The sequence below is a fragment of the Thioalkalivibrio sulfidiphilus HL-EbGr7 genome (assembly GCF_000021985.1).
GTDB classification, from domain to species: domain Bacteria; phylum Pseudomonadota; class Gammaproteobacteria; order Ectothiorhodospirales; family Ectothiorhodospiraceae; genus Thioalkalivibrio_A; species Thioalkalivibrio_A sulfidiphilus.
The window spans coordinates 2,470,143-2,491,411 of sequence record NC_011901.1; the positions used below are offsets into that span (position 1 = coordinate 2,470,143).

Consider the following 21,269-nt stretch of genomic DNA (forward strand, 5'->3'; position numbering starts at 1 on the left):
AGAATGGCAAGCTCAATGTTTTATTCTCTCACGGGGACACAGAGCTCAGAAACATAGGGCGGACCATGCCCTCCACCCTAAACCCATCCTCTCGCGGAGACGCGGAGACGCAGGGAATGAACAACCGAAATCCTCCCCTATAACGGAGGCACGGGGAGGGCTGTTTTGATCAGGATGCTTTTTCTCCGCGCCCCAGCGCCTCTGCGAGAGAACAAGCCTTTGATGTTTTCGCAGCTTCACGAAACCAACCTAACCGCAGTCTCTGCGACAAGACAACATCAAGCATCGGGTTGTCACACTACCTGTCAGCAAGCTCCAGCGTGGCGCGGATTCAAACCCGCTGGATCGGACCAGGATAAGCGGCGACCTGATCATCGCCGGTCAACAGGAGCATCCCTTCGGATTCAGCCTGGGCAACGAGGATCCTGTCGAACGGGTCCTTGTGGATCGGTGGAAGATGACCGACGGCGATGGCATGGGTGCTCGTGATGGGCAACTCCTCGTAACCGTTCTCAACCAAACCACGGCGCAACAGCGCAGGATCCACATGGAAATCGGTACGACCCAGGCTACGCTTGATCGTGATCTCCCAGAGACTGGCCGCGCTGAACACCAGTCGGTTATCCGGGTTTTCGATCAGCGCCACGGCCTCCTGCGAGAGCCTGTCCGGCATAGCGGCGGCCCAGAGCAACAGATGCGTATCAAGCAGCAGGTGCATCGTCCACCCCGAACTGGGCGAGGATCTCCTCTTCCCCCATGCGATCAAAGTCATCCGGGACCTGGACCTGGCCCGTCAGGAAGCCAAGCCTCCTCGCTTGCCCCGCTTCAGGCGCATCGATACTGACCACCCGTGCGATGGGCTTGCCGGCCTTCGCGATGATGAAAGGCTTGCCCTTGCTGACACCGTCGAGCAGCTTCGAGAGCTGGGTTTTGGCTTCGTGAATGTTGACTGTTTCCATGGCGGCAATGCGATCCTCAATAAGGACTTAGCTAACCAGACTTAGTTTATTTACGCGCTCAGCGTATAGCAATAACCCTGTGTATGACCGGTCTACTCTGTAAACCATGTGACCAGGTTATTCTGTAAACGATGTTACCGGTCTGTACCGGTTTCTCCCTCTCCCTCAGGGAGAGGGCCGGGGTGAGGGTGGTTTCCTCAAAGCACGGAATATCTCATCCAGCACAGGCTCGATATCCGCCAAAATCTCATGATTCCAGAACCGAATGACCCGATACCCCAAGGTTTCCAGCTCTGCACTCCGACGGGCATCGTATCGCCTCTGCTCCGCATGTTGCCCACCGTCGGCCTCAACGATTAACCTGCCCTCAACGCACAAGAAATCGACGATGTAGGTCTCGATAACCACCTGGCGCCGGAACTTGTAGCCGGCCAGGCGGCGGCCTCGCAGGTGAAACCACAACAATTGCTCGGCATCAGTTGACTGCTTTCGCAGCAGACGTGCATTTTTCAGCAGGCTGTCGCGCCGAGCTTCCCTCACCCTGTCCCTCTCCCCGAGGGAGAGGGGAGCCATCGATTTGCTTTTGTTCATCATCCCATCCTTGGGCAATCCCTACGCTCTTAGACGAGGCCAAGTTCTGTAGGATGGGCTAAGCAACGCGTGCCCATGCTGGCAAGGCCTGATGGGTGCGCTGCGCTTCACCCATCCTACGTTTTTTTCTCCCCGAGGGATGAGGGGACTCTTCGATTTGCCTTGGTTCATATCCCCATCCTTGGGCATCCCTACGCGCTCAGGGGTAGGTAAACCTTTCAATCAACTTCTTTCCTCCGTGGCTCTGTGGCCCCGTGAGAGGATATCTGTTGTTGCTTGATCACCCTCGCGTCCCCGCGCCTCTGCGAGAGAACAAGCTTTAGGCTTTGCGGCGGGCACGGCCCGCCCTATGGCGACTTCTCCGCGTCTCTGCGCCTCCGCGAGAGTAAAAGCCTTTAGAATTTCTGGGCTTAACCCGTTCGCCAGAACACCCACCACACGCCCTACCGATTCAGATCATGCTTCTTCAACAGGTCATACAGCGTCGGTCGGCTCACCCCCAACAGCTCGGCGGCCCGGGAGATATTGCCGTCCACGATCTGCAGCGTGCGGCGCAGAGCGCGAGCCTCGGCCTCGTCGCGCACCTGGCGCAGGTTGAGCATCAACGGATCCTCACCCTCGGGCGAAAGCTCCAGGTCCTCGACATTGATCTGATTACCCTCCGCCATGATCACCGCCCGCTTCACGCGGTTCTCCAGTTCGCGCACGTTGCCGGGCCAGGTATGGCGCTCCATGGCCTTGAGCGCCTCGGGCGTGAAACCCTTCAAAGGCCGCCCCTGCTCTCTTGCGTAGCGCTCCAGCAGGGCACGGGCCAGGAGATGGGTGTCCCCACTCCGGTCCCGGATGGGTGGAATACTGATGGTCATCTCACTGATGCGGTAATACAGATCTTCCCTGAAACGCCCCTCCTGGATCAGCGCCGAGAGATCCTGGTGGGTCGCGCAGACCACGCGCACATCCACGGGAATCTCCTCCCGGCCACCCACCCGCTCAACCACCCGCTCCTGGAGAAATCTCAGCAGCTTGGCCTGCAAGGGCAGCGGCAGATCGCCCACCTCGTCCAGGAACAGGGTGCCGCCATCGGCGTATTCAATCTTGCCCCGGGTCTGCTTGACCGCGCCGGTGAAGGCCCCCTTCTCGTAGCCGAACAACTCGGACTCCAGCAGATTGTCCGGGATCGCCGCACAATTGATGGCCACGAAGCGGAAATCGCTCCGGGGACTCAGGGCATGAATCGCACGGGCGATCACTTCCTTGCCGGTGCCGCTTTCGCCGAGCAACAGCGTCGTCACATCTGTCGGTGCCACCTTTTCGGTAACCCGACACACCCTGAGCATCTCCGGGCTTGCCGCAATCAGCCCCGGCAGAGGCGACACCCCCTGGTTCTCCCGAAGCCTGCGATTCTCGCGCTCCAACTCGTACAGGCGCTGGGCGCGCTTGACGATCAGGTTCAGAAGATCCGCATCGACCGGCTTCTGATAGAAATCATAGGCCCCCAGACCCACGGCCTTGACCGCGTTCTCCCGATCACTGTTGCCGGTGACCACGATGACCTTGGTATCTGGAGCAAGCGTCAGAATCTGCTCCAGCGTGGCGATCCCTTCACTGGCGCCTCCGGGGTCGGGCGGCAGCCCCAGATCAAGGGTCACCACAGACGGCTCCGATCGACGCAGTTGGGCAATGGCCTCGTCGCGCGTGGTCGCCGTCGCCACCTCGAAATCCTCGAAACACCAGCGAAGCTGCCCCAGCAACCCTGGATCATCTTCAACAACCAGCAAAGTCGGACGCGTGTCAGCCTCGGCCATTAAACCCTCCCGCCGTCAAACCGGCACAAATCCACCAGGCACCTCGGTTGTAATGAATGCCTCATCCCTCAATCCTTGTGTCCATCAAGCTAACCCTGGCCATGTGTTCACGGGCATCGCCACAAACCGGATAGTTCATCCAGAAACGCCATGGTGAAATATCCGGGTCAATGCCGAGAAACAGCCGCATTATAAAGACCCGGTCACGATCCACCGGACGCCCTCAAACAGCAAAACCCATACCCACGCACCGCATCAAGACCAGGCCGCTGCCGATACCCCGCGGTGCTGCAGCGCTGTCATCCCGCAGGACTCAGCGCAAAACAGAGGGTACCAGTGATTCGGCAAGCCCGGCTATCACACAGGGCGGCCATGGGCCGCCCCATGCAGACCGCCTCAGATCAAACCTTCGCACCAGCCTGGAACCGGGGTAGACCCGACACCCGCCAGATGTCAGGATCAAAGCCCTGCCCAGGCAAGCCTGGCACAATCCTGCCCCGACACCGGACCCAGAATCATGAGCCCCCAATGAGGCCCCACCCGACACTGATCCCCGCCCTGCTCCTCCTGCCCCTGGCCATTCTGATGCTGCAGGGGTGCGAACGGGAATCCTTCGAGGCGCGCAGAAGCGCCGACGCCGTTTATGCGGAGCCCATGGCGCCCAGGCGCGCAACCGAAACCATCCCCGGACTCCCGGAGGCCTTTGATCGGGATGCGCAGTACACGAGAGACCTCTACGTGGCCACGAGCGGTGACGATACCAGCGGCGATGGCAGCCCCGACGCCCCCTTCGCCACGCTCAGTCGGGCCGCCAGAGACGCGACGCCTGGCACCCGCATCCACCTTGGCGAAGGCGTGTACCCACCCCTGGGCACACTCCCGGAACTCCAGGGTCTGGCGTCAGCCCCCATCGCCATCCTCGGCCAGGGCAATGCCATCATCGACGGCAGTCAGACCGAAGAGGTGATCGCCGGGCTTCACCTGAGCAATCCACGCTACGTGGTCATTGAAGGCCTGCACATTCGCAACACCTACCCCCACGGCATCAGCATCGACGATGGTGGTGACTATGCGTCACCCGCTGGCCCCATCATCCTCAGACACCTGAAGATCCAGGATGTCGGCCGCGGCCAGAACAACGACTGCCTCAAGTTAAGCGGTGTGGACCACTTCCAGATCCTGGGAAGCGAATTCGCGAATTGCGATCAAGGCGAGGCCATCGACATGGTCGGCAGCCATCACGGGCTCATTTCCGGCAACACCTTCCGGCAGACCCCCGGCACCGCCGTCCAGACCAAGGGCGGCAGCAGCGACATCCTTATCCACGGCAATCGCTTCATCGGCGTCACGGCACGTTCCGTCAACCTGGGCGGACACACCGGTACCCCGTACTTCCGCCCGCTGGACGCCCCCTTCGAGGCCGCACGCATCCGGGTCCTGAGCAACATCTTCTATCGCTCGGGCGATACCGCGATCGCCTTCACAGGCTGCATCGAGTGTCTGGCCGCCCACAACACCCTCATCGATCCCCAGGGGTACATCGTGCGCCTGCTGGAGGAACACCCGGAGCTGGCCATCGGGCGCGACGGGCAGTTCATCAACAACCTGATCGTGTTCAAGGCCTCGGAAACCCGGGGCTATGTGAGCCCCGGCCGCAACTCACACCCGGAAACCTTCACCCTGGGATGGAACCTCTGGTATGCCCGGGACCGCCAACGCTACAGGGGTCCGCACCATGATCGTCGCCTGGCCATGGAAGAAGGCACGATCAAAGGCCTGGACCCGAAGTTCCTGAACCCTGCCGCAGGGGATTACCGCCTGGCGGCCGACAGCCCCGCGATTGGTCTCGGGAAAGAGCGTCATGGTGATGCGTTACCAGATTATGATGGTCATTTTTTTGCACCTTCACCTGCGATAGGCGCCTACAGTCACACAAGGGTTTCTACGTAACCGCGAACATGGTAAAAACTGCTGATAACTCGCAAGGAAATTTGCCCATGGACACCGAAGCAAGCACTCAGCCCTCAACCCTATCGCGCTCTCGCAGTTCAATCCGGGAGGCGCTGCTGAACACCCAGTGGGGCTTCGACGCTTACATGCGCTTGCGTTGGGGCGGCACGCGGCGAGATTGGCCCTCCACTGGCCGGATCAACCGGGCGCTCATGAGCCAGGAGGAAGTCTCGCAGAGCGTGGCCGAAGCCAATTCCCTCAAATTACCGCCTTGTGAAGACGCACCCAAAACCTGGGACACGCTGGCGGCACTTAGAGCGGTCCTGGAGGCCACAACCACCGATGCGGTCGTACTTGATGCTGGTGCGGAAACCTACTCACGATTCCTGCCGTGGCTCTACCTCTACGGGTACCGCAATCTTCATGGCATCAACCTGGTATTTGACAAGCCGTTTCGCCAAGGCAGTATCCAGTTCGAAAATGGCGATATCACCCGAACCCGTTTCCCTGACGGACACTTCGATGCCATCGCCTGTTTAAGCGTGGTAGAACACGGTGTCGACCTGGAGGCCTACTTCCGCGAAATGTCCCGCATCCTCAAGCCTGGCGGAGTACTGATCACATCCACCGATTACTTCGAAACTCCGACCGACACTCAAGGCCTCACGGCCTATGGCGCGCCGATTCATGTTTTTGATCGTGATGAAATTCTACAGGGGGTAGAAATCGCGAAAGGTTACGGCCTTGGGCTGACGAGCGATCTGGATCTGCGATGCCAGGACAAAGTGGTACGCTGGCACCCATACGAACACCAGTACACATTTATTTCGATAGGAATGAAGAAGACCGGCAGCGCCTGACATTGCGGCCTGGGCGATGAATAACCCTGTTCAGCCTTAATCATCGCCTAACAGTCATATCACCGTAAACGAATCCCAGGAGGAAGCAGAGCCTGCCCTTCAACGAACAGTTCTCGCTAGCTTCGCTCAAAATACCCGGGAACGGAACTCGGACACTGGTGGACACCCGATACCCATGGCAGTCAACAGACGCCTAGCACACAAATTCAGACAGGCCACCAAGCTACCCGCACTACTGCTCATATTCGTTGCTTGGATCCCCCTGACCCTGGCCTCACTTCTGCTGTTGCTGGTACCCCGCAAAAAAAATAATCAGGGTGACACCAACGATCTCACCGTATTGGCGCCGTTCGAACCAGGCAATCGCAGTGGTGGCGCGCAGGCACTGGCCGGACTGCAGGATCTATTGAAGCAGCGTTTCAACCCGACATTGCTAGATCTCCTGAAGCTTGACCGCGAATCTGGACTACGCTCGCAGGTTTCCGCATTCCTGACCTATCCCATACCGGTCCCTGACCAGTGCAGACCATTACTGCTCAAGCCAGCGATCGCAGCGACCTCTCTGCACGATTGCGAACGTCTGCTGATCGAATTCATAGGCCCCGGCCTGTTCCTTTCACTCCAGCCACGCCCGAGTTATCCCGTGATACTCAGAGATCATGAGGTACTGATTCGCAAGCTGGTGATGGATTTCAACGAATCCCATGGCCTGGAGTCGATTCGGCTGGCACTGAGTATCGCTACCTGTTACCTCATCGGTCTTACCATTTATTCTCGCGCAGACCGCATCATCGCATTGACCCCGGAAGATGAAGCATATCTGCATGCCTGCTATCCTCACCTCCGGTCTCGGACGAAATCCATTCCTGTGCACTTTCAGTGCGATGGCATTCCAGAGACCACCGCACTTGTATCGCCCAGGGAACTGTTGTTTGTAGGGAATTTTTTCCACCAACCCAATGTTGATGCACTGAAATGGTTCTGCGAGGAAGTGGCCCCTCGGCTTGAACCTGGTTTCACCCTACACCTCTGCGGGCTGGACGCGCCCCTCGATCATATCGAACTGGGCAGCCGCAACCTCACAATTATCCGCCACGGGTTCGTCGATGACCTGGAATCCGGATTCGCCCATGTCGGCATCGCCATTTCGCCGATCGTCTCAGGCGGCGGCGTGCGCATCAAGAATCTCCACCTCGCCTGCCTCGGCAAGGCCATCGTGAGCACATCACTGGGCAATCAGGGCATCGGATTTGTTGATGGGAAGGATGCGATGATCGCCGACGATGCTATCGGGATGGCTCAGCGGCTCAACAGGCTGGCAGCGGAACCTCAGGAGATCAGCAGAATGGGACAGGCGGCACGCGCCTTCGTAAAAACAGCCTTTGACGCTGACGCCATCCGGGAGCAACTTGAGCGCGTGATTAGGATCAGAGATTAAGCCCTGATTATCCGCATACGATCTGACAGTTGCCATGAATTGAGAAGATCGCTGTCGGAGCAAGATCAAGCACAACAATATCCTGTCAAAAATACCGACACCCCATCGCGCCGCACCATTAGATCACCATAAATCCCTGGCCCGCTCAATCTGACAATCGCACCAAACGAATCGGGCCGGCATAGCCGGCCCGATTCAGGGGTAACACATGCGCAAACTGTCGTGAGGAGACACCTCAGCCTTGATTCCAGACCCTACGCCTGAATGCGGCGAGCAGAACCAGACCAAGCCCCATAAGCATGATCGACGCGGGCTCAGGCACACCAACAGAGGCGCCAGATCGCTCCGCGATGTAGCCCGTAACACGGGCCACATTCCCCATGTCCTCATGTGCATCATCCCACATCCAGACCATAGCCTCATGCATGGACAGCCACCTCTGCTCCTCGGACAGGCCATCACTGTCAAAATTGGAATCCCAGTTCGTGTAGTCCCAAGCCTCACCGGTCACCCAGTTCCAACCCTCATAGGCGTTTGCCGCATCCGCGTCTTGCCAGGCGCCGAGCCAGTATTTCCCGAGACGTGAATATTTATCTCCCTCAGGGGAAAACAGGCTGTTCTCGATGAAGGACTGCTCCGCTGCAGAGGTGATCGTTGCCAGATGCCAACCACCATCGATTAGAGAAACGGCCTCGTTGGCCTCACTCCAGGTACCCTGGAAATACACTACCATGTACTGGTGCAATTCACCGCTCGGGTGCTCGTCCCAGATTTCAAAAGCATGGGCAGTCCCTGACATCGCGCCGATCAGAATCGACGCAAACAGCAGGTCTCTCAATACGGCAAGTGGCTTCATTGTCCTCTCCATGACTACTCCGTTTTGTGGATTTATCGCCCCGGAGACCCACCACAGAACCCAGGGACACTTCCGTATTCATAAAAGCAAATATCGCGCCAGAATCCATATCACATTGTATACATTGGCTTTTTCCACCAGACACAAACAGCGGGCAGTATTTGAATGTAAGTTTTTGCGACATACCTCACAAAATTCAGAGAACTGGCTCTCAGCAATGAGACACACGTATCGAACCAGAATCGCACCCATGCTCAGAGCAAATACCCGAGTCCAGCCACGCAGATAGCGTCAATAATTCCGACGGACGACATCGATTCGGCGACGACAAGAATAACGGCACGAATATCCCGACGAAGCGCAACTAACGCTGTGATTTGAATCACGGAGACCAATCGCCTGATCAGCGACTATTCCTACGTGAAAGCCACTAGCCAAGGCAATTGAGATCCAGGTTTCTCGACAAAGGCATACCCAGCCGAAAGGCGGGGACGCAAAGCTACCGGTCTACGGGACTTTCCCACGACAGCGGGGTTACCGAAATGAAACAAATTGTTACAGAACAAACATGCGCGTCAGTCGGACAACGAGCGAATCGCTCCGGGCAAGAGCACATTCCGACCAATGACTCACGACCCGCTCGGCAGGACGCATCCCAAAATTTCACAAGCAACCCGGGAACAGCTCATCCAGGGCCTTTCAGCTCAGCCAAAGTGCATGAGCCCACCCTCTTTTGGACACAAAATACGTGTCAGCAGGTGAAAATGAAGCATCGCAGCGTGTTGAGTATACTGGGGACATCAGCACTGGCCATCGCACTTCTCTCCGGATGCGACGCAGGAAACACAAGCAGCAGTAGCGGGAACAGTTCCACCGGAAGCCAGACAACATCCCAGTGGTACATGGCAGTACGCGCGGTCGACGAAGAGGGTCAACAAGGACCTCTTTCCAATGAGGCATCTGGCCAATTATCTCCTGGTCAGACAGTCACCCTGGCTTGGAACGCCCCTAATACTTCACTGGATGGCACATGCACCACCGTAGAAGGTTACATCGTGGAAATGGGGCGCAATTCAGGCAGCTATTCGCATGCCTCAGTCGTGAACACCGGTTACATTGGATTTTATTGTTCGGCAACCGGCTCTAACTATTGCGGAAGCACCTATTCATGCGAAGTGGCCGTAACCATCCCGAACAGCTGAACAGGCTTATTAGGGAGCCCTTCAGACACTCTGCGCGCCGCAGCTGCATTCAGCAGATTTTAAGAGGTCACTTGGACATGTATCGCTTACTTATCAGCATCGCTCTTCTACTTCTTCTCTCGACACCCGCTCTATCAAAGACGCTCTACGTGGACGGCACGAGAGGCAATGACAATGTCTCGTATCAAGACAACAGCGCCGAAATGCCCTGGCGGACGATTGGGCGTGCGGCGTGGGGAAGCACAAATCGAAGCTCGCCAAATCCCTCCGAGGCCGCTCGCGCAGGTGATACGGTTATCATCAGGGCAGGCACCTATTCCACTACCGGTACAGGTGTCCGCTACGACCCTGCCTACAATCCAGCGAATAGCGGAACAGCCTCGAACCCGATTGTCTTCCAGGCAGAAGGCACTGTGATCTTGACTCAAACCGGACGGGGACCGCTGATTGGTGCTAACGGTAATTATGGAGCCAGAGACTACATCTCCTGGAAAGGATTCACGATTAACGAAATCGATGCACTATCAACATCCGATACCGGGCCAGTTGTGTTGTGGTCAACGACTGGCTCTACGATCGAAGATTGTGTCATCAATGGATACGACAATGGCGTGAACGGAGATAATCACAATGGAATCCGTTTGGAAAATACCACCAACGTCGTGCTTAGGAACAATCGCATATTCAATGTCCTAAACTTCGGCAACGTACACCACAATGGCGCAGGTATAATGGCTTATTTCAGCCGAGGCGCGCTGATCGAAAACAATGAAATCTACGACTCTGGCGCTGGAATTTTCGTAAAAGGCGGTGATAACCGAGACTTTACAATACGCAATAATCTGTTACGCAACAATGGCAAAGGTATACTCACCATGTACACCCATCCTGATGGTGAGCACCGCATCCATCAGAACATTGCCATCAATAACGGAAGCGGCATATCCATAGAACTCAATTCCAAGAATGTTAGCGTGGTCAACAACACGCTAGTTGGTAACGGAAATGGACTCCGGATCGGATGGTGTGGCGACACCATGAGTAATGTGAGATTTAGAAACAACATCATCGCACATTCTCAAACAGAGGGTTTTTCTGCAGGAGAATGTGGTTCGACGAACCCCTTCAATATCGACCACAATATCTATCACAACAATCCGCGTGGTTGGAGCATAGCCGGCACACGATACACCAGCATAGAAGCATGGCGCGCAGCACTCGGCGGCAAAGAACTAAGCAGCTTTACAAGCGATCCGCGATTTCAGGACATAAGTACGTTGAATTACCGTCTCCAATCCAGTTCTCCCGCATTTGGAGCAGGCATCGATGTTCTGGACCTCAATAACAACAGTATCACATCCGATGCAATTACAATTGGCGCATATATTACGGGAACAGAATCCATTGGACTCCTGAGCGGGACAGCTCCCGCCAGTGCACCAAGCGCGCCGCAATCACTAACGTTGCGGTGACCAACTCGCTCACATCTTAATGTGACTAACTTGGTAGAAACTCTACAAGACTATAGAAAATGCCCGTGGTAACAACCTAGCCACGGGCATTTCATTGGACTCTGTATTAATTCATGCGCCAAGGATACTTAATAGGTGACATTGCGCGAATAATGTCCGCCGCATTAACACATCGGCACAACTGAACATTGCGACGCTGACTCAGCATAACAGGAAGTGATTTTAACGCGTCAGTTTTCGCTTTCAGTATTACTTTCCCGCGTCCGCGCATGACAAATAATACAATCGATGCAAAATTGACAAATACATGAAAAGGAAGGTAGTACCAGAAATAACGACCAGGCATATTCTTAACATATGTCCAGACCATGTTTCGATGGGCGTAATAGACAGAAAAATCACTACCTTTGCCACTGCTAGCAGATCCGACGTGCCTCACGATGGCATTCGGAATATACATACACCGGCACCCCCGTAGACGCATCCGGAACCCAAAATCCACATCCTCGTGATAACAAAAATAATTTACATCAAAGCCGCCGAGGTCAAGGAATACTCGTCTTCGGATCAGTGCCGCACCCCCGCATGGTGAAAATACTTCCTCCTCCTTCAGACCGTAGACGTCTGCTGGCATACCCTGAAACCTCGGCCACACCCTGCCATCGACTTTATATGAATCGCCTGCCCCATCAATAATAGTCGCGTCCTGCTCACTTAACATCTTCGATGCAAATGAATCATGTGCAGGATATTGAACCGTCGCGCGCATGAGAGTTTGTAACCATTTTTTTTCTGGGAAAGCATCAGGATTGAGTAAAGCGATCCAATCACAGTCTGCCAGCATGTCAGCAGCTATGTTATTAGCCTTGGCGAAGCCAACATTATGATCCATACGCACAACTTGCAATGATGGCAGAATTCCTTCAACTCCCACCAAAGAACCATCATGGCTTGCATTGTCTAGCACTAATACTCGACTTGGAGAAACCGTCTGACGACTAACGTGCTCTAAACACTTCCGCAGTAACGCACCAGAATTGTAATTTACGATGATTACACCGATACGCATTCTACACTTCCTGTTGATGGACAAGTGAGCAGCGATTAAAAGCAAAAATTCCACCACACGATCAGCACATCCACATACGGTCGCTGCGCTGCATCATGTCAACGAACTCGGTTTCTAAAGACAATTCTGGCCATATTGAAACTCTACCTTGCTCAGCATCTCCGATGCGCTTTATTAAGCCAGAGCTCTAACACACCATTGCACAAATTGATTATTCACTCCACTTTGATATCTGACCAGCTAATTCTCTCAACCCAGGCGCAATGTGAAATAACATTGGCCGCCATGTAAAGCTAATCAGACTAATTTTCATATTCATCAAATATCGTATGTAATACTAAATGTTTTCTGCGCCTATTCAATGGTCACAACCATTTCACGAAACTTAGGACTAGACTCTATAAGTTCATCATAGTTGCCAGACCCGACAACACATCCCTGATCCATAACAAATATTTTATCGGATTGACGCACCGTGCTCAGACGATGAGCGATAATGATAATTGTCTTTTTACGTGCTAGCGAATGTATCGCTTCCATGACACCATGCTCAGTTACGTTATCAAGCGCGCTGGTTGCCTCGTCAAATATGAGAACATTCGGATCATGGTAAAGCGCCCGGGCTATACCAATCCTCTGTCTCTGTCCACCAGACAATCTGACACCACGCTCACCTATCTCGGTCTGATATCCATATTTAAGTTGATGAACGACAAAATCATGGAGATTAGCCATCCTTGCCGCTCTTTCAACGGCGTCAATATCAATCTTCTCAGCAGGAATCCCAAAGGCAATATTCGCTGCGATTGTGTCATCCGCCAGAAATATGGTTTGCGGAACATAGCCCACGCTTTTCTGCCAGGATGCGACATTATTCTGATTGATAACACAGCCATCCACGAGCAAGGAACCGCTTGACGGCTTGATAAGTCCAAGGATGATATCAACAACGGTGGTCTTTCCTGAGCCCGTTGTACCGACGAGCCCAATCGTCGAATATGCAGGGATATGCATCGTTACGCCGTCCAGCGCCAATTTGTCAGTCCCTGGATAACTGAACCGCACATCACGCAGCTCAATACTGCTGTTGAGCGGCAATGGAGTAATCGGAGATATATTGTCTGTCACCGGATAATTACGCCTTGAATCCTGAATCTCCAGCAAATCAGAATGGAGTGATTCAGTGGCCGGCATCATGACTTTGAGCTGCGTAATGCCACGATAGATACCTTGAAGCGCAGGCATAAGCCTGTAACCAGCTAATGCGTAGAGCGCAATCAAAGGCAAGGCCCCTTCTACGCCTCCATGCACGGAAATAAGATAAAGCAACACAACGATCATGCCACCGAACACAAGCCCCTGCATCGCAAATGATGGAAACTCCGATATGATCATGGATGAGATGCTTCGTCGCGCCATATCGAGCGATGGCTTTTTGAATCTCCGAAGAAATTCGTGCTCGTGCCCTCCGATCTTGATGTCCTTGATTCCACCAAAGGCCTCGCTTACCGCCCGATAGCGCCCCTGGTTTGCAACCATGCGCTCATGGCCGAGTCTCGCAAGATAATGTCTTGCAATCACATACACCAGCAGATAAACCCCACACAGAATGACAGCCATACTAATAGCTAGAACAGGATCCACTACAAGCAATAATGCCAGCAAGAATGCGGCTACAAAAAGATTCGACACAAGCACCATTGCGGTGAAAAAAGCACCCTGAATCACATATCCGACTTCGGAGAGAATGTTAGCAGAGAGCTTGGATGTGTGACGACCCAGATACCAGGAATACGGTTGCTTCAGATATCCACCAACAAGGCGCAAGCCAAGTGAATGATTCTGCAGATGCATGAATCGAAGCTGGGCCCATAACGTAAGCGCCCGTAGCAGGATGCTGAACATCAGCAAGAGGAATGTTGCCGACCCAAGGAAAAACAGAAATTCACTTCTGTCCTCAAAATTCAGATATGAGTAAACAGCAAACAAGTATTGGTTGCTTTCCACGACACCTGGATTTGAAAGTACGGCGATGAATGGCATGATGGATGCCACACCCATGGTTTCAACCAATGCCATAATAAGCGTTAGCAGGAATACAAACATGGCCCGGCGCCTTTCCTTTCGCTCAAGCATGTCATACATCGTTTTGAATATCGCTATCACAAATACCTATCCTAACCAGGTCAATTGGAGAGAAATGCCAGGGCCAGAAAATGGGGTCAAATAATTCAAAATCGCAGAGACGCACGATTAATCATTTATGATTTAATCACGCCCTCGTAGACAGCCTGTATTGATTGAGCATTGACTTCGGCAGTGAATCTGCTTTTGACATGGACGATACCAGCCTCACCAAGACGATGCCTGAGCCCTGGATCCCGGATCAGCGCCACCAGCTTATCCGCAAGATCAACATGATCTCCCGAGCGAAACAGCATGCCGGTCTCACCTGGAATAACGGTTTCTTTTGGCCCACCGAGATCAGCTGCAACCACCGGACGTCCCTTTCCCATGGCCTCGAGAACGACCAGACCAAATGGTTCTGCTTCCACCGACGCATGGACGACTACGTCCATGATGTCCATCAGGTCTGTCGCGTCCTTGCGATAACCCGTAAATATGATCTTCCTTGCCACACCCAAGGAGTCAGCAAGGTCGAGAATTCGATCGTAATAATTATTGTCCGCGACCTTGCCAACGAACACGCATCTCAAGTCAGGAAAAGACTCGACCACTGCAGGTAGAGATCTGATTAGAACCTCTTGTCCCTTCCACCACTTGATATTGCCAAGCATTCCGACTACTGGAACGCCCTCATCAATGCCCAAAGAATGCCTTAATCCAACGGGATCGGCGCTGTTTCTCAAACGCTCTGTTTCAATGCCATCATAGATTCGAATCAATTTTCCTGGCGATACACCACGTCTCTGAAGATCATCTTTAACCATATCCGAAACACTAATGATCCGATGGATCAACTTCGTACCGAAATATGACATACGCCCAAAATCGGGCGGAAAGCCTCTCTGGTGGGCGATAACAGTTAGCCCAAGCATTCTGGCCGCAAGTATGAGGTCCAGATCCCCTCCACTCGAATTATTTAGATGCACGATACTGACTTTCTCTCGGCGCAAAATACGCAACCATTTGTATGTATTCAAAATCAGTACACGCACGAAATTCACAGCGGACTGCAACAATCTGGTGATAACGGCAAACCATCTGAGCTTTGGTGACGGCAGGATGATAGGTTTCGGCGTATCCAGGACCATCACTCGCGCACCTGAAGCGACGAAGTCGTCTTTGATCTCAGTGTTTTCATAGAAGCAAACGATCGGCTGATAATTCTCCCGGTCCAGATGACGGCATATCGCCAGTAGGCATACGTGCGACCCGCCCACTGTGCCATCCGTGTTGTGTTCAAGATACAGCACCTTATTATTCAAAATGCTCACCATGGAGAACGTTCGGCGCATTGCCTGCATCAGCCATTACTGGCAACCACACACTCATTATCATCCATCCGCCGCATAGCTTTATGTTTATTACACAGCGCGCACTGATCATGAGTTCCCGCAGGGCGTTAGGCTCTTACACAACAGCCTGAAGCATCAGCCTCTGAGCGCCTCCCTGACCATTTTCGTGTAATGACAAGGAAGATGCGCATTCGCGATTCTTCGTCGCGCATTTGTACCCAGTCGCTCGTACAGATCGTGGTCAGCATTGAGCAATCGGATCATGTCCTTGAGGGCTTGAGGATCCTTGTGCCGCACCAGCAAACCATCCACCATGTGATCGATATAATCCACTGTACCTGCCGTTTTTGTTGCAATGACCGCCTTACCCAAAGCCATTGCCTGGAGCACCACGCTCTGACCCGTGGATATAGATCTGTGTTCAAGTGGTACGATTACCGCACGCGCGCGCAGAATAAGCAGTTCAAGCTCATTGACCGGGATATTCTCCAGTACAGTCACGTTGTCATTCCTGGGTAAACTGTCAGCGGTACCTGTTCCACCAACGATCACAAGCCTGATCTCCGTTCCCGAAACAGCCTTGATCAGTGTGTAGTAGTCCCGAAATGACCTTCCGGCAGCAATAATGTAGCCCTCAACCTGATCTACTGTTTTCTCCAAAAGTACAGGCGATGTGTGCAGAGGCACATACGCCAGCTTGTCTTTTGACCAGCCAAACACATGACTGTAATAGTTGATCTCGTGTCTTGATGAGACGATTACACGTTCAACCGAGGACAGCAGAAGTCGCATCAACGAATATTTGACCCTGGATCTAAACGTCGGCTGCTTCTCCCTCATGATGAACTGTAATATGACATGCTTCGGACGCCTCATGCCTGTCAGGGACTGCCAAAAGGCGATGGACAGACCGACAAGGTCGCACTCGAACGTGAATACATATTCGTAGCGACGCCTCCAACCGATCAGATGCCACAAAACCTTCAGCATCACCCAGGGCAGTTCCAGTGTGGAGATCGTTTGGGAGTGTTTGCCCTTGTAGGTCAGGCGTTCATAATCCAGGGCACAGAGGTCCTTGTCAGCATCCAGATGCGTCCACCACCAGGGCTTATCGTGCCATGGCCCCAGCGTGACCACGAGTGAACGGGGCCGCTTATCCGCTGCCTGCCGGCCTGTCTTCTTTCGTCGCTCAACAGACATCATGCATGCCTTTGCGGCCATGGATCTCTACTGGGTTTTGTGGCAACGGAATCCAGATCATTAATTAGTCTGCGGTGGCAGGTGAGCGATGCTCGGCACCGATCCCGGCAACATTTCCAGATCCAATCCCCTCCTGTTCACGGGCCTTGCGGATGACGGTTTCTGCCAGATTTGTCTGATATCGCTCACTGGCAAAGGCCGAATAGAGATCGAGCGGCGCCTTTCCCGGCTTGAGGAGCCTAAGGACCACCTTGAGCATCCCGCCCAGCATCCTGATCACAGTGAACGGCAACCACATGAAGCGCAAGTCAGGACGCGCTTCGCGTAAACGGCGTACCAGGTCACGTCGGCGGGGAGGCGGTGCCTCGACCAGGTTCACGACCGAAGGCGCCTCATCGAAGCGTTCTACCAGGTAGCGGATCACCTGCGCCGCCGTGGTGACGTCACACACGCTCAGCTCACTGGAAGGCGTGCCGGCGGCGACGAACAGCGGACCCACTTCCCGCCCCAGGCGTCCGGGTGGCGTGAAGTGACGATAGTCCACCAGCGGCCCAAGCCGGACTGTGCGCGTCCCGAATCCATGGGCCTTGCCCAGCTCGCGGGCGATGCGCTCCGCCTCGGCCTTGGCCCAGACATAGGGTCCTCGCCCGAGATTGCCCTCATCCACCGGATCGCTTTCGCTCAGGGGGTGCCCCACCTCACTGCTGGGCTTGTGCACCGCGATGCTGCTGGTATCGATGACCTTGCGGATACCCAGCCGGCCTGCGGTATCCAGCACGTTGCGGGTCGCACGGATGGTGTTACGCTCGTGGGCCTCCTTGCCGCCCACGGTCTCCGCGGCCAGGTGCACGACCGCCTCAACGTCCGTGAAGGCCTGCTCGGGCAACTCGCCCACCAGGTCCGCCTCGATGTACTCGACACCGGGCACCCGCTGGGCAAATGCAGGCATGCGGCGGGCCAGCACCCGCACCGACCAGCCACGTCCACGCAGCTCGGTCACCACCTCGCGGCCCAGGAAGCCGGTGCCTCCGGTCACCAGGATCGCCTTGCGGCCAGATTCGGGCGGGGCAAGGGCGGCCTCCGCCTGTCGCAGGGCCTCGGCAGCCTCCACCTCGGCCTGCCGCTCGGCCTCCATCAGCCTGTCACCGATCTGCTCGCAGAGTTTCACCGTCTGGATGATGCTCTCCCGGGTGACGGGCACGCTGCCTTCGCCATGGATACTGGCATAAAAACCCTGCAACAGGTCGGCGAGGCCCGGATAACTCTTGTGGCGCCGGAAGAACATCTTGAACAGGGTTGCCAGGGAACCGAACACCATCTGTCTCGCCTGGCTGAAGGGCCTCAGGACGACGGCGGGGGCCGAGGCGCCGGGCCCGGGAAGCCTGGTGACCCCAGCCAGGATGAAATCCGCATTGATGGAGCCGTTGGTGGCCACGATCTTCAGATAGGACTCGATGGGTCTGCCCCGCAGGGTGACCACCAGCATGGCGGGTCGGCCCTGGATCGACACCAGCGCCCGCACCTCGCCTTGCGGGGAGACATCGAGGGACCGTAATTCCATCTCCGGTGTAACGCCATCCTTCTCAAAGGCACTCAACAACAGGTAGACCGGATGCGGCAGGATATCGATCAGCTGTTCAACCGGCGTGACACTGCCCTTGCCATCGGCGCGCCGACGCACGGTCTTGAAGGAAAAATAGCTCTCCACATGGACCACGTCGCCGATCAGGTGCATGTAGTCCCGGTACTTGCGACCGGAATCCTGGAACAGGACCTGATGGGCCGCACAGGCCTTGAGACCCTTTTCATCCGCCAGCTGGAGCACTGCGCGGGCATCGTCCTCAGACAGGGCAAAGGGCTTCTCGACGTATACATGGGCGCCATGCTCCAGTGCCAGGCGGGCCAGATCCACGTGGGTCGCCGGTGGTGTGACCACGTGTACGACATCGGGGTCGGCCTCCTTGAGCAGTGTCTCGGCATCCCTGTAAAAGCCCACGCCGGCACCAAAACGCGTCTTCAGATCCTCCTCCGGAATCAGCGGATCGGCAACGGCCACGAGCCGAGCATTCTTCAGGGTGGCGATGGCGGCGGCATGCTGGCCTGCCATCTTGCCGCCACCGAGTATTGCGATCTTCAACACCTTGTCAGTCATATTCCCTGGCCCTTGATTTCTTGATGGATTGTTGGTCAGCCTGAATCGTGATCGCTCGAAGCGCTCAAAGTCAGGAAAAGCTTTTCTCTCGCGGAGGCGCGGAGGCGCGGAGAAAATCAATTAACACCAGGCTCGATTCAGTTTCGATGCGCGGATGTGCCGAGTGTATCGGGACATCGGTTACAGCAGATACCCACATGCAAGTCTTATACGAATTGGTCGGGTATAACAGGATCATGCCGCTTCCCGCAGTCCGTTGGTCACATTGAACGCCTTGCGCCAGAGGGCAAGATTCAGGGCGGCCCAGAGGACATCGCTGTGGTCGGCCTGACCCTGCCGGTGTTCATCATGCAGTCCACGGAGGGTTGCACGACCGAACACTTCGGTCACCAGATCATCCTGATGCAGCACACTCACCAGGTCACCCAGGCCCTCGGAAGCCCTGAACCAGTCGGCCAGCGGCACGCCGAAGCCGGATTTTCGTCGCTTGATCACCTCGGCGGGCAGGTGTCTCAGCGCCAGGGCCTTGACCACCCGCTTGTTGTCCATGCGACCCTGCTTGTAGGCGGTGGGCAAGCTGAGAGCGAAACGCACGACCCGGGGATCCAGGAAGGGCACGCGGGATTCGATGCTGGTGGCCATGCTCATCTTGTCCTGACGATTCAGGATCGAGACCAGATAGGTCTGCTGATCCAGCAGCGACAGCCGGCGGACGACGTCCCCTTGGGTGGCTTCGAAGGCCGCTCGCCGGTATGGCGAGACAGCCTGGGCCAGCTCCACCGGGGTGCGCAGCCTGTCCGGGTCGGTGGCCGCGGAATTCATCAGCACGTCCCACCCCTGCGGCAGGTCGCTGAAACGGTCGAGCTTCTGCACCCGATGATCACCCAGCAGACGCGCCGTGGAGCGCAACAGGGCACGAGCCGGCCCTGGCACGCTGCGCCAGCGCCGCAATAGAACCGGGATCTGGTAGCGGGGATAACCCGCAAAGAGTTCATCTGCCCCCTCCCCCGTCAGGACCACCGTGACATGCTTACGGGCCAGTTGGCTGACTGCATGGATATGTACCGAATTGGGAAAATGCAGCGGCTCATCGTTGTGCCAGATGAGTCGTTCCAGGTCATCGGTGAAGGCCTGGTTGGACAATCGGATCTCATGGTGCCGGGTGCCGCAGCGGGCCGAGACCAGGCGGGCATACTGACTTTCGTCAAAGGCCGATTCGTCAAAACCCACCGAGAAGGTGTTGATCGGCGCAGAGGCATGTCGGGATGCAAGCGCGGTAATCAGGCTGGAATCAACGCCGCCGCTGCAGAACGTGCCAAGCGGAACATCACTGACCATCTGCATGTGCACTGCGTCGTCCAGCAGAACCTCGAGGGCATCCACCGCCGCCTCGAAACCGCCGGCAAAGGGCTCAGCCTCGGGAGCCTGAAGGGTCCAGTAGCGATGCATGACAGGGCTTCCGCCCGAGAAGGTCAGACGATGGCCCGGCAGCAGCCGACGCACATTTCTGAACAGGGTACGCTCACCGGAAACGTCTCGAAACAGCAGGTATTCCGGTAACGCTTCAGCCTCCATCTCCGGTTGGACCAGGCCGGTGGCGAGGAGCGTCTTGATCTCGGATGCAAACACCAGGCCCCCGGGCGACTCCGCATAGTACAGGGGCTTGATGCCCATCTGATCCCGGACCAGGTGCAACTCGCCCGAACGCCGGTCCCAGATGGCAAAAGCAAAGATCCCGTTGAGCCGTTCAAATGCGGATACGCCCTCTTCCAGGTAGAGATGCAGGATCACCTCGGTGTCGGAATGGGAGCGGAACTGATGTCCCTTGGCCTCCAGTTCCTTCCTGAGCTCCCGGAAGTTGTAGATCTCGCCGTTGAATACGATCCAGACGGCATCATCGGCAGCCGACATGGGTTGATGCCCGCCGCCCAGATCGATGATGCTCAGACGGCGATGCCCCAGCATCACGGGGCCATCCTGGTAGAAACCGCCGTCATCGGGTCCGCGATGGGTCATGGTGTCGCGCGCGCGCAGAAACACCTCCCGGTCCAGGGGCTGTCCGTCGCGACCGACGACTCCGACAATTCCGCACATTGCTATGAATGCTCCATGTCTGAAAATCCACTCTCTCGCGGAGGCGCGGAGGCGCGGAGAAAATCGAAACTCATACAAGTAATCCAAAATGCCAAGAAAAGCTTTTCTCTCGCGGAGGCGCGGGGACGCAGGACAAGAGTGT

At 55.5% G+C, this 21,269-nt stretch carries 15 protein-coding genes and 1 riboswitch; of the genes, 4 read left to right on the forward strand and 11 right to left on the reverse strand.

Annotation, left to right across the window (positions count from 1 at the left end):
- Nucleotides 1–331: 331 nt before the first annotated feature.
- The 4 genes from TGR7_RS11765 to prsR all read right to left on the reverse strand — a co-directional run bounded on the left by TGR7_RS11765 (nucleotide 332) and on the right by prsR (nucleotide 3,355).
- Complete coding sequence (locus TGR7_RS11765) at nucleotides 332–718, reverse strand: type II toxin-antitoxin system VapC family toxin (RefSeq protein ID WP_012638900.1); 387 nt, start codon at nucleotides 716–718, stop codon at nucleotides 332–334.
- Nucleotides 702–959, reverse strand: coding sequence for a type II toxin-antitoxin system Phd/YefM family antitoxin (locus tag TGR7_RS11770; protein ID WP_012638901.1), 258 nt, complete (start codon nucleotides 957–959; stop codon nucleotides 702–704). The genes TGR7_RS11765 and TGR7_RS11770 overlap by 17 nt, the downstream gene beginning before the upstream one ends.
- A 165-nt stretch (nucleotides 960–1,124) precedes the next feature.
- On the reverse strand, nucleotides 1,125–1,550 hold the full coding sequence (locus tag TGR7_RS11775; RefSeq protein ID WP_012638902.1) for an endonuclease domain-containing protein: 426 nt from the start codon (nucleotides 1,548–1,550) through the stop codon (nucleotides 1,125–1,127).
- Between the two features lie 443 nt (nucleotides 1,551–1,993).
- Nucleotides 1,994–3,355: a PEP-CTERM-box response regulator transcription factor gene (prsR, locus tag TGR7_RS11780; RefSeq protein ID WP_012638903.1), complete on the reverse strand. Its 1,362-nt coding sequence runs from the start codon at nucleotides 3,353–3,355 to the stop codon at nucleotides 1,994–1,996.
- A 528-nt stretch (nucleotides 3,356–3,883) separates the two neighbouring features.
- On the opposite strand from prsR, the gene TGR7_RS11785 reads away from it, so the two are divergent.
- The 3 genes from TGR7_RS11785 to TGR7_RS11795 all read left to right on the forward strand — a co-directional run bounded on the left by TGR7_RS11785 (nucleotide 3,884) and on the right by TGR7_RS11795 (nucleotide 7,603).
- A complete protein-coding gene (locus TGR7_RS11785) occupies nucleotides 3,884–5,305 on the forward strand; it encodes a right-handed parallel beta-helix repeat-containing protein (protein WP_012638904.1) in 1,422 nt (473 codons plus the stop codon).
- Between the two features lie 47 nt (nucleotides 5,306–5,352).
- Entirely contained in the window at nucleotides 5,353–6,165 is an 813-nt protein-coding gene (locus tag TGR7_RS11790) for a class I SAM-dependent methyltransferase (RefSeq protein ID WP_012638905.1), read from the forward strand.
- 175 nt (nucleotides 6,166–6,340) lie between these two features.
- Nucleotides 6,341–7,603, forward strand: a complete 1,263-nt coding sequence (locus TGR7_RS11795) for a glycosyltransferase family 4 protein (protein WP_012638906.1) — start codon at nucleotides 6,341–6,343, stop codon at nucleotides 7,601–7,603.
- 235 nt (nucleotides 7,604–7,838) lie between these two features.
- Here TGR7_RS11795 and TGR7_RS11800 read toward each other — a convergent pair whose 3' ends face one another.
- Nucleotides 7,839–8,459 carry a PEP-CTERM sorting domain-containing protein gene (locus TGR7_RS11800; protein WP_012638907.1) on the reverse strand — a complete coding sequence of 207 codons (621 nt, stop codon included), beginning with the start codon at nucleotides 8,457–8,459 and terminating at the stop codon, nucleotides 7,839–7,841.
- A 457-nt stretch (nucleotides 8,460–8,916) separates the two neighbouring features.
- A riboswitch (cyclic di-GMP riboswitch) is annotated at nucleotides 8,917–9,001 on the forward strand.
- Nucleotides 9,002–9,738: 737 nt separating this feature from the next.
- Here TGR7_RS11800 and TGR7_RS17210 point away from each other — a divergent pair.
- Nucleotides 9,739–11,133, forward strand: coding sequence for a right-handed parallel beta-helix repeat-containing protein (locus tag TGR7_RS17210; RefSeq protein ID WP_012638908.1), 1,395 nt, complete (start codon nucleotides 9,739–9,741; stop codon nucleotides 11,131–11,133).
- Nucleotides 11,134–11,239: 106 nt separating this feature from the next.
- Here the strand turns inward: TGR7_RS17210 and TGR7_RS17215 are convergent, their stop codons facing one another.
- The 6 genes from TGR7_RS17215 to asnB all read right to left on the reverse strand — a co-directional run bounded on the left by TGR7_RS17215 (nucleotide 11,240) and on the right by asnB (nucleotide 21,127).
- On the reverse strand, nucleotides 11,240–12,202 hold the full coding sequence (locus TGR7_RS17215; RefSeq protein ID WP_012638909.1) for a glycosyltransferase family 2 protein: 963 nt from the start codon (nucleotides 12,200–12,202) through the stop codon (nucleotides 11,240–11,242).
- Between the two features lie 354 nt (nucleotides 12,203–12,556).
- Nucleotides 12,557–14,308 (reverse strand): ABC transporter ATP-binding protein, encoded by a 1,752-nt coding sequence (locus tag TGR7_RS11805; protein WP_012638910.1) that lies wholly within the window; start codon nucleotides 14,306–14,308, stop codon nucleotides 12,557–12,559.
- A 155-nt stretch (nucleotides 14,309–14,463) separates the two neighbouring features.
- On the reverse strand, nucleotides 14,464–15,690 hold the full coding sequence (locus TGR7_RS16800) for a glycosyltransferase family 4 protein (RefSeq protein ID WP_012638911.1): 1,227 nt from the start codon (nucleotides 15,688–15,690) through the stop codon (nucleotides 14,464–14,466).
- Nucleotides 15,691–15,816: 126 nt separating this feature from the next.
- The gene (locus tag TGR7_RS11815; protein WP_041441746.1) at nucleotides 15,817–16,902 is read right to left on the reverse strand and encodes a glycosyltransferase family 4 protein; all 1,086 of its coding nucleotides are present in this window, start codon (nucleotides 16,900–16,902) and stop codon (nucleotides 15,817–15,819) included.
- 43 nt (nucleotides 16,903–16,945) lie between these two features.
- Nucleotides 16,946–19,033 carry a Gfo/Idh/MocA family oxidoreductase gene (locus tag TGR7_RS16805; RefSeq protein WP_012638913.1) on the reverse strand — a complete coding sequence of 696 codons (2,088 nt, stop codon included), beginning with the start codon at nucleotides 19,031–19,033 and terminating at the stop codon, nucleotides 16,946–16,948.
- A gap of 234 nt (nucleotides 19,034–19,267) precedes the next feature.
- Nucleotides 19,268–21,127 carry an asparagine synthase (glutamine-hydrolyzing) gene (gene asnB / locus TGR7_RS11825; protein ID WP_012638914.1) on the reverse strand — a complete coding sequence of 620 codons (1,860 nt, stop codon included), beginning with the start codon at nucleotides 21,125–21,127 and terminating at the stop codon, nucleotides 19,268–19,270.
- Nucleotides 21,128–21,269 lie beyond the last annotated feature (142 nt).